General features: G+C 33.6%; 15 protein-coding genes. 6 read left to right on the forward strand and 9 right to left on the reverse strand.

From position 1 onward, the window contains the following. Nucleotides 1-73 precede the first annotated feature (73 nt). Nucleotides 74-1,252 carry a lipoprotein N-acyltransferase Lnb domain-containing protein gene (locus ITJ86_RS13890; protein ID WP_195872253.1) on the reverse strand — a complete coding sequence of 393 codons (1,179 nt, stop codon included), beginning with the start codon at nucleotides 1,250-1,252 and terminating at the stop codon, nucleotides 74-76. An 8-nt stretch (nucleotides 1,253-1,260) separates the two neighbouring features. Further along, nucleotides 1,261-2,334 (reverse strand): putative type IX sorting system protein PorV2, encoded by a 1,074-nt coding sequence (locus ITJ86_RS13895; RefSeq protein WP_195872254.1) that lies wholly within the window; start codon nucleotides 2,332-2,334, stop codon nucleotides 1,261-1,263. Nucleotides 2,335-2,653: 319 nt separating this feature from the next. Here ITJ86_RS13895 and ITJ86_RS13900 point away from each other — a divergent pair, with 319 nt between their 5' ends. The 3 genes from ITJ86_RS13900 to ITJ86_RS13910 all read left to right on the forward strand — a co-directional run bounded on the left by ITJ86_RS13900 (nucleotide 2,654) and on the right by ITJ86_RS13910 (nucleotide 5,391). Continuing rightward, entirely contained in the window at nucleotides 2,654-3,409 is a 756-nt protein-coding gene (locus ITJ86_RS13900) for a CDP-alcohol phosphatidyltransferase family protein (RefSeq protein WP_195872255.1), read from the forward strand. 534 nt (nucleotides 3,410-3,943) lie between these two features. Continuing rightward, a complete protein-coding gene (locus ITJ86_RS13905) occupies nucleotides 3,944-4,816 on the forward strand; it encodes a DUF808 domain-containing protein (RefSeq protein ID WP_195872256.1) in 873 nt (290 codons plus the stop codon). Nucleotides 4,817-5,079: 263 nt separating this feature from the next. After that, nucleotides 5,080-5,391, forward strand: coding sequence for a GIY-YIG nuclease family protein (locus ITJ86_RS13910; protein WP_195872257.1), 312 nt, complete (start codon nucleotides 5,080-5,082; stop codon nucleotides 5,389-5,391). Between the two features lie 325 nt (nucleotides 5,392-5,716). On the opposite strand, the gene lptB is transcribed toward ITJ86_RS13910, so the two are convergent. The 4 genes from lptB to ITJ86_RS13930 all read right to left on the reverse strand — a co-directional run bounded on the left by lptB (nucleotide 5,717) and on the right by ITJ86_RS13930 (nucleotide 8,699). Further along, nucleotides 5,717-6,457, reverse strand: coding sequence for an LPS export ABC transporter ATP-binding protein (lptB, locus tag ITJ86_RS13915; RefSeq protein WP_195872258.1), 741 nt, complete (start codon nucleotides 6,455-6,457; stop codon nucleotides 5,717-5,719). Nucleotides 6,458-6,531: 74 nt separating this feature from the next. Beyond that, on the reverse strand, nucleotides 6,532-6,888 hold the full coding sequence (locus tag ITJ86_RS13920; protein WP_195872259.1) for a carboxymuconolactone decarboxylase family protein: 357 nt from the start codon (nucleotides 6,886-6,888) through the stop codon (nucleotides 6,532-6,534). A gap of 3 nt (nucleotides 6,889-6,891) precedes the next feature. Further along, nucleotides 6,892-7,734, reverse strand: coding sequence for a twin-arginine translocase subunit TatC (gene tatC / locus ITJ86_RS13925; RefSeq protein WP_195872260.1), 843 nt, complete (start codon nucleotides 7,732-7,734; stop codon nucleotides 6,892-6,894). Further along, nucleotides 7,734-8,699, reverse strand: a complete 966-nt coding sequence (locus ITJ86_RS13930) for a KpsF/GutQ family sugar-phosphate isomerase (RefSeq protein ID WP_195872261.1) — start codon at nucleotides 8,697-8,699, stop codon at nucleotides 7,734-7,736. The genes tatC and ITJ86_RS13930 overlap by 1 nt, the downstream gene beginning before the upstream one ends. Nucleotides 8,700-8,787: 88 nt before the next feature. Between ITJ86_RS13930 and ITJ86_RS13935 the strand changes: the two genes are divergently transcribed. Both ITJ86_RS13935 and ITJ86_RS13940 read left to right on the forward strand, forming a co-directional pair. Next, on the forward strand, nucleotides 8,788-10,989 hold the full coding sequence (locus tag ITJ86_RS13935) for an ATP-dependent DNA helicase RecQ (RefSeq protein WP_195872262.1): 2,202 nt from the start codon (nucleotides 8,788-8,790) through the stop codon (nucleotides 10,987-10,989). A gap of 215 nt (nucleotides 10,990-11,204) precedes the next feature. Further along, the gene (locus tag ITJ86_RS13940) at nucleotides 11,205-11,495 is read left to right on the forward strand and encodes a hypothetical protein (RefSeq protein WP_195872263.1); all 291 of its coding nucleotides are present in this window, start codon (nucleotides 11,205-11,207) and stop codon (nucleotides 11,493-11,495) included. Nucleotides 11,496-11,522: 27 nt separating this feature from the next. On the opposite strand, the gene ITJ86_RS13945 is transcribed toward ITJ86_RS13940, so the two are convergent. Beyond that, nucleotides 11,523-11,978 (reverse strand): hypothetical protein, encoded by a 456-nt coding sequence (locus tag ITJ86_RS13945; RefSeq protein WP_195872264.1) that lies wholly within the window; start codon nucleotides 11,976-11,978, stop codon nucleotides 11,523-11,525. A 138-nt stretch (nucleotides 11,979-12,116) separates the two neighbouring features. On the opposite strand from ITJ86_RS13945, the gene ITJ86_RS13950 reads away from it, so the two are divergent. Beyond that, nucleotides 12,117-13,049, forward strand: a complete 933-nt coding sequence (locus ITJ86_RS13950) for a peptidylprolyl isomerase (protein ID WP_195872265.1) — start codon at nucleotides 12,117-12,119, stop codon at nucleotides 13,047-13,049. A 145-nt stretch (nucleotides 13,050-13,194) separates the two neighbouring features. Here ITJ86_RS13950 and ITJ86_RS13955 read toward each other — a convergent pair whose 3' ends face one another. Further along, nucleotides 13,195-13,755 carry a type 1 glutamine amidotransferase domain-containing protein gene (locus tag ITJ86_RS13955; protein WP_195872266.1) on the reverse strand — a complete coding sequence of 187 codons (561 nt, stop codon included), beginning with the start codon at nucleotides 13,753-13,755 and terminating at the stop codon, nucleotides 13,195-13,197. A gap of 301 nt (nucleotides 13,756-14,056) precedes the next feature. Beyond that, on the reverse strand, nucleotides 14,057-14,515 hold the full coding sequence (gene tnpA, locus ITJ86_RS13960; protein ID WP_195872267.1) for an IS200/IS605 family transposase: 459 nt from the start codon (nucleotides 14,513-14,515) through the stop codon (nucleotides 14,057-14,059). Between the last annotated feature and the right edge of the window lie 687 nt (nucleotides 14,516-15,202).

The raw sequence follows: 15,202 nt of genomic DNA on the forward strand, positions 1-15,202 counted from the left end.
AGAGCAATGATTTGTTACTAATTAGCTTAATACTGAGAATTTCAATTTTCGTTTAAAACGCTAGACTTTTACTTTATTGCGGCAGGTCTTTGTTAAACCACTTTATTAAATACAAATATCTTATCAGCAAGGCAATTACAATTGGTATTAAACCAATAGCGAATACTTGTACACCTCCAATCCAGTGAAAGGTCATTAGGGCGAACATTATGATTAAAAATTTAAGGTATCGTGTGATCCATTTTTTTACTTGTGGTTTTAATAACTGTAGCATTACAATTATATTTAAAGGAAATGCCCATAATAGATTGTAGTTGTGTGCGGTTGCTGAATGATCTGTTCCAAACCATAAGAACAGTATGAGCACACCGATTAGTCCTGTAGTTCCAAATATAGCAAGGTCTAGCCATTTTGTTCTGGTGTTGTTTTTGGCATCCTTATAGGTTATATATAACATTATTAAGGCTATTAAACCTATAATTACTAAGGGACTGAATAACCAATTTAAAGCTGATTTACTTTCTTTTTTTTGATAAAGCGTAGTTGAGTTTTGAACCAAATTCTCATTGCCATTTATGGTGGCATTCTCAAAAAACGTGTGAATGTATTCTGGAAGAAACATGTGCTCAGTTACTGACGCTTTTCTGTCTATTACTGAGCCTAAAGCGATATCAATTCCAAAACTCCCCCAAGAGTTTAAGCCGACATGGTCGTGAATAAGCGTCCGAAAGGTCTTTGGTTCGAAATTTTCTGGTGTTTTAAAGTCTATTTTAGTGGTGGTTGTCGTTTGTGCAATATCTCTAATTCGTGTGGCGCAGTTATCATAGAAAAAATCATATAGATACCGTCTGTTTTCAGGTTTATAATTGTTTTCTAAATAATTGAATAGGTTTTGTTTCTCCGCTGAACTAAGGTTTAAAACTTGCTCGTTTATGGTACGATTACTAATGGAATAGTGATACAATAGATCCTTAAAATTATGTCTGCTAATAAGGTAGTTTAACTTGCCTTGTGCAAATTTTAAATAAAAATTAGGGGCTTCAAAATCGTATTCACCATAACCATAAACCACATCTATGCCCAAGGCATTATCTTTTATTCGGAAGCCGTTATGACCAAAAGCATCATTTAAGGATTCACCAGGACCAATGGTTAATACTGATACTTTTGCATCTTCTGAAAGTTGAAACTGTTGACCAAATACTGAAACAATGGAACATAGGAAGAAGAATGCGAGTAACTTTAATTTCATAAGTATAACTATCTAAAGATGCTAAAATCTATTTTTAGTGAAAACACATTGGAATACAAGGCTGCACTTTGATCGCCAATATCTGTAAAGGCATAATCTATTTGGATTCCTCTATATTTAAACCCGACGCCAAAGTTGGGTTGAAATGTCACTTGTTCGGAATCATCGATTTGTAGTTCATTTTGAAAGTTGCCCACTCCAGCCCGCATAAACACCAAGTCCGTATAGCCAAACTCGAAGCCTAAAGCCGGATTAATACTTGCAAAGGATGTAGAAATAATATCATTATTTTCAGCAAAACGCATATTTAGATTTGCAGCGGCTAAAAAGGAGTAGTCATAATTATAAAGCCACTTTTTAGAGAGTCCGATTTGTAATTTAGGAATTGTTATTTCTGTGGTTTCTGGTAATTCTTGGTTTTCGCCATCAATAGCACTACTAATTTGTTCGAATTTTTCTTCGTCAATTGACCAAGCGTTATAGGTTGTGGTGATATCTCTTGCCATGATACCAAACTTCCAATTGTTTTTACTTTCAAACTGAATGCCTGCATCGAATCCAAAGCCCCAAGATGATGCGAAATCACCAATCACTCGTCTTATAATTTTTGCATTGACGCCAAAATTTAGACCGTCTAAAGGTAGTTTTCTGGCATAAGAAAATGTAAGGCCGTAATCTGCGGTAGAAAAGGTGCTTATTCTGTCGTAATTAATATTGCCTTGGTCGTCAATTAATTGTGTGGTGTCTAATATATCATCAACGCCAAATCTAATGAGAGAAAGGCCAACAGCACTTTTATTGTCTAAAGGCATGGCGTAGGCGATGTAGTTGTAATTGGCTATGTTAGCAAAATAACTAGAATGCATTAATGCGAGTTGGTTATCTTCTAGATGTACCAAGCCGGCTGGGTTCCAATATCCAGAATTAACATCGTCAGTTTGCGATACCACTGCATTACTCATACCCAAAGCAGCAGCATCAACACCGATATTCATAAATTCATTAGAATATTTCCGTGTTGTTTGTGCCGAAGCGATGAGCGCTGTAAGTGTGAATACCAAACCAAGCACATAATGTCGCATATAATTTTTTTCTTTTTAGCTTACTTTTTTTTTAAAATTGTTACCGTAATAAAGGCTATACAGTCCCGATAGGTATCGGGATTGTAATTTCATTTAATCTAAAAATAATTCAATTTCTTTATACGACATTAGTTGTTTAATTGAGTATAAGAGAATTACCTAGTAATTTTTAAACAGCAAAAATTTTTTACAAAGATGCACATTATTTTTCTATATATTTAACTGATAAATACTGTTCTTATTGTTTTAATTTGAAGCAATTCGGAAAAATTATAAGATTGAGCGCAAATACTTTTTTATTTTTACAAAAAATACTTCTATGAGTTTTAAGAGACACATTCCAAATATAGTGACGCTCCTTAATTTATTTTCGGGTTCTATTGCTGTACTATTTGCTGTAAATGGGAATTTTATTGCAGCTGCTATTTTTGTGTTTTTAGGAATATTCTTCGATTTTTTTGATGGACTTTTGGCGCGGAAGCTCAATGTACAAAGTCCTTTAGGCATTCAATTAGACTCTTTGGCCGATTTAGTAACCAGTGGAGTAGTGCCAGGTATTATAATGTATAAGCTGATTTCTGACGCTACAAATTCTCCAAGTTTAGGTGTGAGTTCTGATAGTTGGAATTCTGTTTTTCATTGGGAAGAGTTTCAATTGCCAGTGCTACCTTTAATTGGTTTGTTAATTACCTTAGCCTCTGCTTATCGCTTGGCTAAATTTAATATAGATGAAGATCAACAGAGCTATTTTAAAGGTTTGCCAGTTCCTGCAAATACCTTGGTTATACTGTCATTACCACTGATTTTAGAATATCAGAATAACGACCTTATGAATTCCATTATTTATAATCCGTGGTTTTTAATTGGGCTAACGCTTTTGAGTTGTTACCTCTTAAATTCTAATATTAAATTATTTGCTCTAAAGTTTAAAAATTGGGGATTTAAGGATAATGCTGTTCGGTATATATTTCTAATATTGAGTCTTGTCATTTTGATAGTGCTACATTTTGCCGCAATTCCACTGGTTATTGGCTTGTATATTGTGCTTTCTTTATTGACGCAATCTAAAATTTAATAGTCTTATTATTAATGTCCGATAAAAGACATAAGACCGCTGCGCTGTTAGACGTGAGAACCAAGACTTGATTCTAACTAACTGATAAACAGTTTTGTTTTAAAAGTATGTGCCCAAAAGCATAGTGTTTTTTTAATTCTTAAAACCCATTGTTTAAATAAGGTTTAAGAATCTTGATCGTTTTTAGTCGGACAACAAAAATGGTTTATGATATTTGGAAATAACAACCCATGAACGGTAGTGTTATTACCGAAGAATAATTTTATGTAGTTTGTAAAAAATATCTCGCAGATATATTAGATTTACACTGAAAAACAGCATTGGTTGTATTCAAAATGAGACTGCTGATTATGTTATTTTAGATCAGCCCATAAATACTGGATGTTTAGAATAGAACTATTTATAATACAGTCGAGAAGTTATTGAAATTAAGGGTTTGTAGGTATTCGACTATGCTAAGATTGACATAAATTAAACATTGCTTTTTAAAATATTTTTATTAAAATTTAATTCATATAAACACAATTATAATTAATGGCTTCAGGATTTTTTGCATTACTCGATGATATAGCAGCTATAATGGATGATGTTGCTGCGATGACTAAAATCACAACCAAGAAAACAGCCGGTATTTTGGGCGACGATTTGGCTGTAAATGCCGAGAAAGCTTCTGGGTTTGTATCTTCTCGTGAAATTCCCGTTTTATGGGCAATTACGAAAGGTTCCATGCTTAATAAAATAATAATACTGCCATTGGCTTTTTTATTAAGTGCATTTATACCTTGGGCAGTGATTGCTATATTGCTTTTTGGTGGCCTGTACTTGGCTTATGAAGGTGCAGAAAAAATCTACGAATATATTGTACCACATCCACAAGACGTTGTCGTTGATCTAAAAAAGGATTATACAGAAGACGAGCTTTTAGAAAAGGAAAAGGCGAAGATTAAATCTGCTGTAGTTACCGATTTTATTCTTTCCGTTGAAATTGTAATAATAGCCTTAGGAACAGTAGTTAATGAGACATTGGTGACACAAATTATTGTGGTTTCAATTGTTGCGTTAATTGCAACGGTAGGTGTTTATGGCATTGTTGCTATAATAGTACGAATGGATGATCTTGGATTAAAACTTATTAGTAAAAGTAATGGAAGTCGAGGTTTTTTATTTGGAATTGGGACGTTTTTGGTAAAGGCTTTACCGATTGTAATTAAGAGCTTATCAGTTATTGGTACGATTGCTTTATTGTTAGTTGCAGGTGGTATTTTTGTTCATAATATTGAATATATGCATCATTTTTTAGAGCAGATTCCTTCGTTGTTGCGTGATTTTCTTATTGGACTTGTGGTTGGTGGTGTTTGTTTGCTGCTGGTTAATGGTTTTAAGATGTTGTTTTTGAAGAAGGGGTAAGAGTTGGGGTTTTGTGAAATGAAATATTTCTGAAAAATGGAACAATAGCGATTTACAAGTTTTAAATCAATAACCAATATTGGTTATTTTTTAATAACGTATATAGAAGTGGATTAGGTTCGTAGAACTTAAAGGTTTGCCTGCCTTTATAGAAAGACAGAACACGTTTACTCTCTTATGTATTCTTATGTTTTTATATTTATAAAAACTTCGTCGCTTTGTCATTCCTGCGACGGCAGGAATCCACTTGTTTAAACATAATAATGTATAAAACTATTCATCAATATTATCTTTATATTATTACCAATAAAACCAATGGTACACTTTATATTGGTGTCACCAATGATTTAGAAAGAAGAATGTTTGAGCACAAGCGTAAACTCATAGATGGGTTTAGTAAAAAATACGGGCTTACTAAATTGGTTTATTTTGAAAGTTATCAGTATGTGAATGATGCCATTAAAAGGGAAAAGAATATGAAGAAATGGAAACGACAGTGGAAGATTGATCTTATTGAAAAAGAGAATTTTAGTTGGGTTGATTTGTCTAAGGATTGGACGGTGTTTGATGATTAGTTGGCTTTGTTATTGAGTAATTGGAGCTGATTGATTTGATTGTTATCTAAAGTTTGAAGATTGTATTTAGTTAGTGGATTCCTGCTTTCGCAGGAATGACAGAACAAGTTTATTTTTGTAAACACTTTACTTAGAGTTGAAAATTTGAGACTGTTTGTTAATAGTGGATTAGCTTCGCTGAACCTAAAGGTTTGTCTGCCTACGCAGGTATGACAGAACGAAGAAATTAAAATTAATTAAACATAAATAACGTAGTCATTGGTGTTTCCTACCAACAATTAAAGAATAACTTATAATTTCGCAGTATTAAAAGGCTTTTCCGTATTTAAAACTCCAATTTCTTTTTACGTAGTTCAAAATTTTGACCTAAATATACTTTACGAACCATTTCATCACTAGCCAATTCTTCAGGTTTACCTGCTTTTAAGATACCACCTTCGAACATTAAATAAGTTCTGTCCGTAATGGCTAATGTTTCTTGTACGTTATGGTCTGTAATAAGGATACCTATGTTTTTCTTAGTTAGTTTAGCGACGATTCGTTGAATATCTTCAACTGCAACAGGGTCAACTCCTGCAAAAGGTTCATCTAATAATATGAAATTTGGATCGGTTGCTAATGCTCGTGCAATTTCTGTTCTACGTCGTTCTCCTCCAGACAGTAAATCTCCTCTGTTAGTTCTAATATGACCTAAACCAAATTCTTCGATGAGCGATTCCATTTTGTCGTGCTGTTCTTTCTTACTCAGTTTTGTAAGTTGTAACACGCTTAAAATATTATCTTCAATACTCAGTTTTCTAAACACCGACGCTTCTTGAGCTAAGTAACCAATTCCGTTTTGAGCACGTTTGTACATGGGGTATTTGGTAATATTGGTATCATCTAAAAAGATATTACCACCATTTGGTTTAATTATCCCAACAATCATGTAAAAAGACGTTGTTTTACCAGCTCCATTAGGACCTAACAAACCAACAATTTCTCCCTGATTCACTTCTAAAGAGACATCTTTTACTACTTTTCGTCCACTGTAGGACTTCATTAAATGTTCTGCTCGTAACTTCATATATGGTCTAAGAACGCTAAATTTAATAAAATCATATAGATTCTATTAGCTTTGGCTATCAATTTATTATAAGTTTAACCTTGTGCGTTGTGTTCTTCTATGGCGTCCCAATATTCGTGTGCACGACGTAAATGTGGAATCACAATAGTACCACCAACCAAAGTTGCAATACCAAGGGCTTCACTTATTTCTGCTTTGGTTAACCCTTCCTTATAAGACGATTCTAAGTGGTATTTTACACAATCATCGCAACGTAAAACCGTGGAAGCCACCAAACCTAAAAGTTCTTTGGTCTTTTTATCTAAAGCGCCTTCTAGAAACGCATTCGTATCGAGATTAAAAATACGTTTTACAATTTTATTATTATCAGCTAATATTTTATCATTCATTTTAGCACGATAATCGTTGAACTCTTTTACAGTATCAGACATAATTTAGGACTTAACTTTTGATTTTTTATTTTCTCTTGCAGCGCGTCGTTTTTGTTTTCTAACAACTATAGCTGAAATATATATACTTACTTGGTATAATATTAATATTGGAATCGCCACAATGACCTGGCTTGCAATATCTGGTGGTGTAATCACAGCAGATAAAATAAGCACAATTACTAAGGCGTATTTTCTGTATTTTCTTAAAAATTGAGGTGTTACTAATCCGATTTTAGTTAAAAAATAGATGAGTATTGGCAATTCAAAAACAAAACCTGCAGCTAAAGATGATGATCTTACAATTGAATTATAAGAGCTTAAATCAAATGCATTTGAAACTTCATCTGCAAAGGTATAGTTTGTTAAAAAGTTTAGTGATAAGGGGGTTATAACGTAGTACCCAAATGCGACACCCAAAAAGAAAAGAAGGGATGCGATTAATATAAAACCTCTAGAACTTCTCCGTTCGTTAGCTTGAAGTCCAGGACTAATAAAACTCCACAATTGATATAATACATATGGAAAGGCAATAACTAAACCTGCATAAATGGATGTCCAGATATGTGCAGAAAACTGACCTCCAACGGATCTTACTTCAATAACAAATGGTAATTCATTGGCGCAAAACGACATGTCCATTCCGAAAAACTTAGACATTTCGCATAATGCCACGTATGTTGGAAAATCCATGTGCTTTGGAGCCATAATAATCCCAACAATAAAATCTTTAAAAATAAAAGCTAATATTGCTGCAACTAAAACACTAACAACAGCTCTAACTAAATGCCATCTTAATTCTTCGAGATGGTCTAAAAAAGACATCTCATCTACATTCTTTTTCGCCATTATATAATGCCTTCTTTTATTAAATCGTGAAGATGAACTACTCCAGAGTACCTACCATCATGTTCTACCAACAATTGAGAAATTCCAAATTCTTCCATAACTTCTTTGGCGTCTACTGCCATTGCATCTTCCGAAATTCGTCTTGGATTAGTACTCATTATGTCTTTGGCTTTAAGGCTCATAAAATCATCACTCTTACTCAACATTCTCCTTAAATCACCATCTGTAATAATGCCCATTATCTTTTCGTTGTCGATAACCGCTGTTACACCTAACATTTTTTCCGTTATTTCTACAATAACTTCTTTTAAAGATGTTTCTAAGCCAACTTGTGGTTTCTGGTTTTGAGACGATAAATCATTCACTCTTAAATATAAGCGCTTACCAAGTGCACCTCCAGGATGGTATTTCGCAAAATCTTTACTCGAAAACCCTCGTAATTCTAATAAACAAACTGCTAAAGCATCTCCCATAACCAATTGTGCTGTGGTGCTTGTTGTTGGTGCTAAATTATTAGGACAAGCTTCTTGTGCGACATAAGCATTCAAAATAAAATCGGCTTGTTGGCCTAAAAACGACTCAATATTACCTGTAATGGCAATCATTTTATTATTTGCATTCTTAATAAGTGGCACTAAAACTTTTATTTCAGGAGTATTTCCGCTTTTAGAAATACAAATTACAACGTCGTCTTCAAGGATTAATCCAAGGTCTCCATGAATGGCATCTGCCGCGTGCATAAAAATTGCTGGCGTGCCTGTTGAATTTAGCGTAGCAACGATTTTCTTAGCAATAATGGCGCTTTTGCCGATTCCTGTAATAATAACACGACCTTTAGATTGGTAGATTAATTCTACGGCATCTGCAAAATCTTCTGTTAAAAGTTCAGACAAATGGTCTATGGCTTTGCTTTCAGATTTGATCGTTGATTGTGCCGTTTTTAAGATTGATTTCTTAGTGTTCAAAACTTATTATTTATAGAGTTTTCAAAGTTTAAAGAAATTGTTATCTTTAAACTTGTTGCAAATGTATATAAAATACCAATAGGGATTAATGAGTATTGCAGAAATTGACTTACACTCCGCATTAAAAAAGTACTTTGGATTTTCAGAATTCAAAGGCCTTCAAGAAGAAGTAATAAAGAACGTCGTTGCCGGAAATAACACTTTTGTTATTATGCCAACAGGTGGTGGAAAATCTTTATGCTATCAATTACCAGCATTAATAAAAGACGGTACTGCCATTGTAGTATCTCCTCTTATTGCGCTGATGAAGAATCAAGTAGATGCCATAAGGGCCGTATCTGAGCACGAAGGTGTTGCTCATGTTCTAAACTCTTCTTTGAATAAAACGGAGGTAAAACGCGTAAAAGATGATATCACAAACGGCATTACAAAATTGTTGTATGTCGCTCCAGAATCATTAACTAAAGAAGAATATGTAGACTTTCTAAGAACGGTTAAAATTTCATTTATGGCGGTCGATGAAGCCCATTGTATTAGTGAATGGGGACACGATTTTAGGCCAGAATATAGAAATCTTAGAACGATTATTAAGCGGATTGGTGACGATATTCCAATTGTTGGACTCACAGCAACAGCAACTCCTAAAGTTCAAGAAGATATTTTGAAGAGTTTAGGTATGCCAAATGCAGTCACTTTTAAAGCGTCTTTTAATAGACCTAATTTATATTACGAAGTACGTCCTAAAACTAAAAATGTAGATGCAGATATTATTCGTTTTGTAAAGCAGAACGAAGGAAAATCTGGTATTATATATTGTCTAAGTAGAAAACGGGTTGAAGGCTTAGCGCAAGTTCTTCAAGTCAACGGTATTAAAGCGGTACCGTATCACGCAGGTTTAGATGCTAAAACCAGAGTGAAACATCAGGATATGTTCTTAATGGAAGATACCGATGTTGTGGTGGCTACGATTGCTTTCGGAATGGGAATAGACAAACCAGATGTGCGTTTTGTGATTCATCATGATATTCCTAAAAGTATAGAAAGTTACTATCAAGAAACAGGTAGAGCAGGTAGAGATGGTGGCGAAGGTCACTGTTTGGCGTATTATGCTTATAAGGATATAGAAAAGCTCGAAAAATTTATGGCAGGTAAGCCTGTTGCTGAACAAGAAATAGGTCATGCTTTATTACAAGAAGTAGTTGCTTTTGCAGAAACTTCAGTATCGAGACGAAAATTTATCCTCCATTATTTTGGTGAAGAATTTGACAACGAAACGGGTGAAGGTGGAGATATGGATGATAATGTTAGGCATCCTAAAAAACAAGTTGAAGCTCAAAATGATGTAAAAACGCTGTTAGAGACCGTAGAAAAAACGAAAGAGAAATATAAAGCAAAGGATTTAGTACAGGTACTTGTCGGAAATTCTAATGCACTTATTTCTTCGCATAAAACAGATTTACAAGCGCACTTTGGTGTTGGTAAAGCTAAACCACCACGATATTGGATGGCTTTAATTCGTCAGGTTTTAGTAGCTCGTTATTTAAAGAAAGATATTGAAACCTATGGTGTTTTAAGGCTAAGTGAAACTGGAAAGGATTTTATTAAAACGCCTAGTTCTTTTATGATGGCAGAAGACCATGTGTTTGATGAAGAATCAAACGATGGTATTGTTACGGCTGCTAAAGGTAGAGGAGCCGTTGCAGATGACAAACTAATGGGAATGCTTAAGGACTTACGTAAGCGAAATGCTAAAAAGTTAGGTGTGCCTCCGTTTGTTATTTTTCAAGATCCTTCTTTAGAAGATATGTCTTTAAAATATCCGATTTCTATTGAAGAATTATCTAATGTACATGGAGTTGGAGAAAGTAAAGCCAGAAAATATGGAAAAGACTTTGTTGGGTTAATCGCAGATTATGTTACTGACAATGATATTTTACGACCTGAAGATATGGTGGTAAAATCAACAGGTACTAATTCTGCTATTAAACTATATATTATTCAAAATGTAGATCGAAAATTACCGTTAAGCGATATCGCCTCATCAAAAGGTATGGAAATGCCTGCATTTATTAAGGAAATGGAATCAATTGTGTTTTCGGGAACAAAGTTGAATATCGATTATTGGATCAATGATATTTTAGACGAAGACCAACAGGAAGAAATTCATGAGTATTTTATGGAATCGGAAAGCGATAAAATAGATGATGCTATTGAAGAGTTTGATGGAGATTATGATGATGAAGAATTACGCTTGTATCGTATTAAGTTTATGAGTGAGGTGGCGAATTAGTGATCAGTGATCAGTAATCAGTGATCAGTAATCAGTAATCAGTGATCAGTGATCAGTGATCAGTGAAAAATGGTCTATATTTAATGTAAGAGTTGAATTTCTGATTTAGGTTTTCTGAAAAAAAATGAATGAACGTTTTTAAATTATAAAATCAATACGTGAACCCGTTTTTGGCTGTTTTATTAGTCATATTCATTCCTTTTTATATCTGGATAATGGGGTATATAAATGCATATTTTTTTATTCCATTTTTTAAAGAAAACGAGGCTTCCGATTTTTTAGAAGCTCATGGTTATGAGTTTGTTTCGTGTGAAGACACAATAAGCGATGGACGTCATAACCTAGAAGAAAACCTTATAACAAGACTGTATTCTTATAAAAGTTACTACCAGATTACTGCCAAATCTATTTTAGATGGTTCGGAGAAAACATTTAAGCTCATCCTAACGAAAACCTATTTGCCATTCCATCAAAAGAGAGAATTGCATTATTTTGAAGACTCATAAACTAAACCTTGAATCTCAGTTCCTGGGTTACTCCTCTTCGTCAGAAGATTCTATCACAACATACTTGCTAAACAGAATGTCATGCTTTTTTACCTTTAGTTGAATACTTCTAAGTGTTGCGTTTTCTAGTTTTTTTACCTCGCTTTCTTCAATCTGAAAATCTATTTTAGTGACATTTCGGCCTTTAATATCTGAGTTTTCTGATTCAAACTCAGGCATATCAGCTTCTAATTTTAATTTAAAATCATCACCTGCAAAATACAGTTGCGCTCCGTTTTTACATTTCACATTAAGATCCCCAACAATAACAGTTTGAAAGAAAAAGTAGCCTCCCAATTCATTTAGTCCAGCAAAAAGAACGTTGCTTTCAGAAACACCAAACGGTTTATTTTCTATATCATTTATAATGGCTTCAATGGTATCATTAGATTTTGATTTGCGATCGGAAGTTTTAGAACCAAAGAGTTGAGATAAAAATGCCATAAATGATTTTTTTTCAAAACTAAAAAAAAGAATCAGAACCCGAAATCGAATTTGAAGTTGTTTTATTTCGGTTTCAAATTCAGATTCGATTTCAAGTTAACTTTCTTATCTTTGCAGCCTTAAACAAAATAAAATACAATGCAAGACGGTATATACGCAAAATTCAACACTTCAAAAGGTGAGATTTTAGTAAATTTAGAGTTCGAAAAAACTCCAGGAACAGTTGGTAATTTTGTTGCTTTAGCAGAAGGGAATTTAGAAAATTCAGCAAAGCCTCAAGGTACTCCTTATTATGATGGGTTAAAATTCCATAGAGTTATTCCAGATTTTATGATCCAAGGTGGTTGTCCACAAGGTACAGGAACTGGAAATCCTGGTTATAAATTTGATGATGAATTTCATCCGGAATTAAAGCATAGTGGTCCTGGTGTTTTAGCCATGGCAAACTCTGGTCCTGGTACTAATGGAAGTCAGTTTTATATCACGCATATTGCTACCGATTGGTTAGATAATAAGCATACAGTTTTTGGAAATGTTGTAGAAGGACAAGATGTTGTAGATGCTATTGCACAAGGTGATAAAATTGAAAGTTTAAAGATCGTAAGACAAGGAGACGCAGCAGAGAACTTTAATGCAATTGAGGCGTTTAGAACGTTTGAAGGATCTCGTGAAAAACGAATTGCTGCGGAACGCGAAGCTGCGCGAGCAGAATTAGATAAGCTAGCTGAAGGATTTGAAGAAACAGCATCTGGTTTACGTTATAAAATCATCCAAAAAGGCGAAGGTAAAAAAGCTGAAAAAGGACAAATGGTTTCTGTGCATTATAAAGGTCAATTAGCTGATGGTACGGTTTTCGATTCGTCATATAAAAGAAATTCTCCTTTAGATTTTCAAGTAGGAGTAGGACAAGTGATTCCGGGTTGGGATGAAGGTATTTGCCTTTTAAATGTAGGAGATAAAGCACGTTTGGTAATTCCTAGTGATTTAGCTTATGGTGCTGCTGGTGCAGGTGGAGTTATTCCTCCAAACGCAACTTTAGTTTTTGATGTGGAATTAATGGGAACAAAATAATACGTGTATAACAGCATATAAACGCATTACAAAAAACCTCTTGAAATTAGTTTTTAAGAGGTTTTTTTATATCTCATTTGAGTTGAAGTACAAAAAAAAAGTGAACCTATAAAGTTCACTTTTTCTACAGTTATATATGTCTAATTTACGCAGTTTGCATCTCGTGCTTTCCTTCGTATATTTCTTCGACTAACTTTTTATTAAATGCTGGTAAGTCATTTGGGTTTCTACTTGTTACCAAGCCTTCATCGACAACCACTTCGCTGTCTTCCCATTTGGCTCCCGCATTAACTAAATCTCGTTTTATTGAATTATATGATGTTATTTTTCGACCTCTAATAACGTCTGCTTCCGCTAAAATTTGTGGTGCATGGCAAATCGCTCCTACAGGTTTTTTATTAGTAAAAAATGATTTTACAAACCGAATGCCTTCTTCATTTTGTCTTAATGTATCCGGATTCATTACACCTCCTGGTAATACTAAAGCATCATAATTTTCTTGTGACGCTTCACTTATGGTTTTATCAACCGTATATTCATTGCTCCAATTGTTATTGGCCCAAGATTTAATTTGTCCTTGCTTTTCTGATACGATATGAACATCTGCATTGGCGTCTTTTAATGCATTCATCGGTTCTCTTAATTCACTTTCCTCAAAGCCATTTGTTGCTAATATGGCAACTTTCTTTCTTTTTAAATTTTCCATTTGTGATTTTATATTTTGATTATTAATAATTTGATTCATCACTAAGTTAAAGAAAACAAAGGCGTACAGCGAATTTTGAAATGAACTTAACTCGGATTTAATAGTAGTTGTTAATGAATACGTTTTTCGTGTTAAAATTAAGGACAACCGTTAAAAAGTTTAACGATTGTTAATGTGAATTGAGGTGCCTTTAGTTTAAGAGAACCTATTTCATTTATAATATTATCGTAATTAATCTCTTTTGGACAAATACTGATACTCTTCGGTAGTTTTAGACGAAATACAAATAAAAGGATGTATATCATTCATCTTTAAAAATATATTCTGTTTTATATTCAATATTGTAAGCGTTAAGAAAATCGATATATTCTTCTTTAAATGATTTAATCTTATGATGCGCTTCTTGGTTTTTAATGTAGGCTATAACATTATCTATTCCTGACTGGCTTACGGTGAATGCTCCAAAACCTGTTTGCCAAGCAAATTTTCCATTAATGTATTGTTTTTTATTTAGCCATTTTGTAGAGTTAGCCTTAATGTCTCTCACTAAATCTGATAAATTACAGTCTGGTTTTGTGCCAATGAGTAGGTGGATATGATTTGGCATTCCGTTTATAATCATTAGTTTTTGGTTTTTGTTAGAGATGATTCCAGAAATGTATTTATAGAGTTCTACTTTCCATTTTTTAGCAATTAAATTATCTCTTCCTTTTACAGCAAATACAATGTGAAAATAGAGTTGTGTGTATGTGTTTGCCATGAGGTTTTGTTTTAAAGAATATATGTCGCTCCTCTGGAGCTCAATGTTCTTGGTTTGTTTTAGTATTAATATGTTGCTACGCTTTGGCAATGACCTTTAAAATCTATAGCTGCTAAAGTTAAATATAGAGATAAATTGTCTAAATAGTTGTAAAATAGGTTTTTGAGATGAACTCTGTTATTTGTTGATGTTATGTCACTCCTCTGGAGCTAAGTGTTTATCCTATGATGTTTTTGGTTACTGGTATAATGCCACGCTGTGGCAGTTGATGTTATAAGCAATTTTTTTAATTAAATTGTTGCTCCAGAGGAGCAACATATTAATAACCAAATATTCTATGGTGCCAATAAAAACTCCAGCGGAGTGAAATTATTTAGTAATAAAAATAACATAATATTATGGTTTGTAGGCTTTTATTAGATGTCTGTTTGTGTCAATTAGGATTTTTGGGTGTTTAAAGATTAAATGTCGCTCCGCTGGAGCTAAGTGTTTGTGCTTTTGTTGTTTTGATTATTAATTTGTTGCCACGCTGTGGCAGTTACCTTTTAAAACCTATGCCTGTTAAAGTTAAATTTAGAGATAAACATTGTGATTAATCGAAAAAAGGCTTCTAAGGTTAATTCCGTAATTCTTTTTATGTATATATGTCGCTCCGCTGGAGCTAAGTGTTTGTGCTTTTGTTGTTTT

The sequence above is a fragment of the Winogradskyella marina genome, from assembly GCF_015645385.1.
GTDB lineage: Bacteria > Bacteroidota > Bacteroidia > Flavobacteriales > Flavobacteriaceae > Winogradskyella > Winogradskyella marina.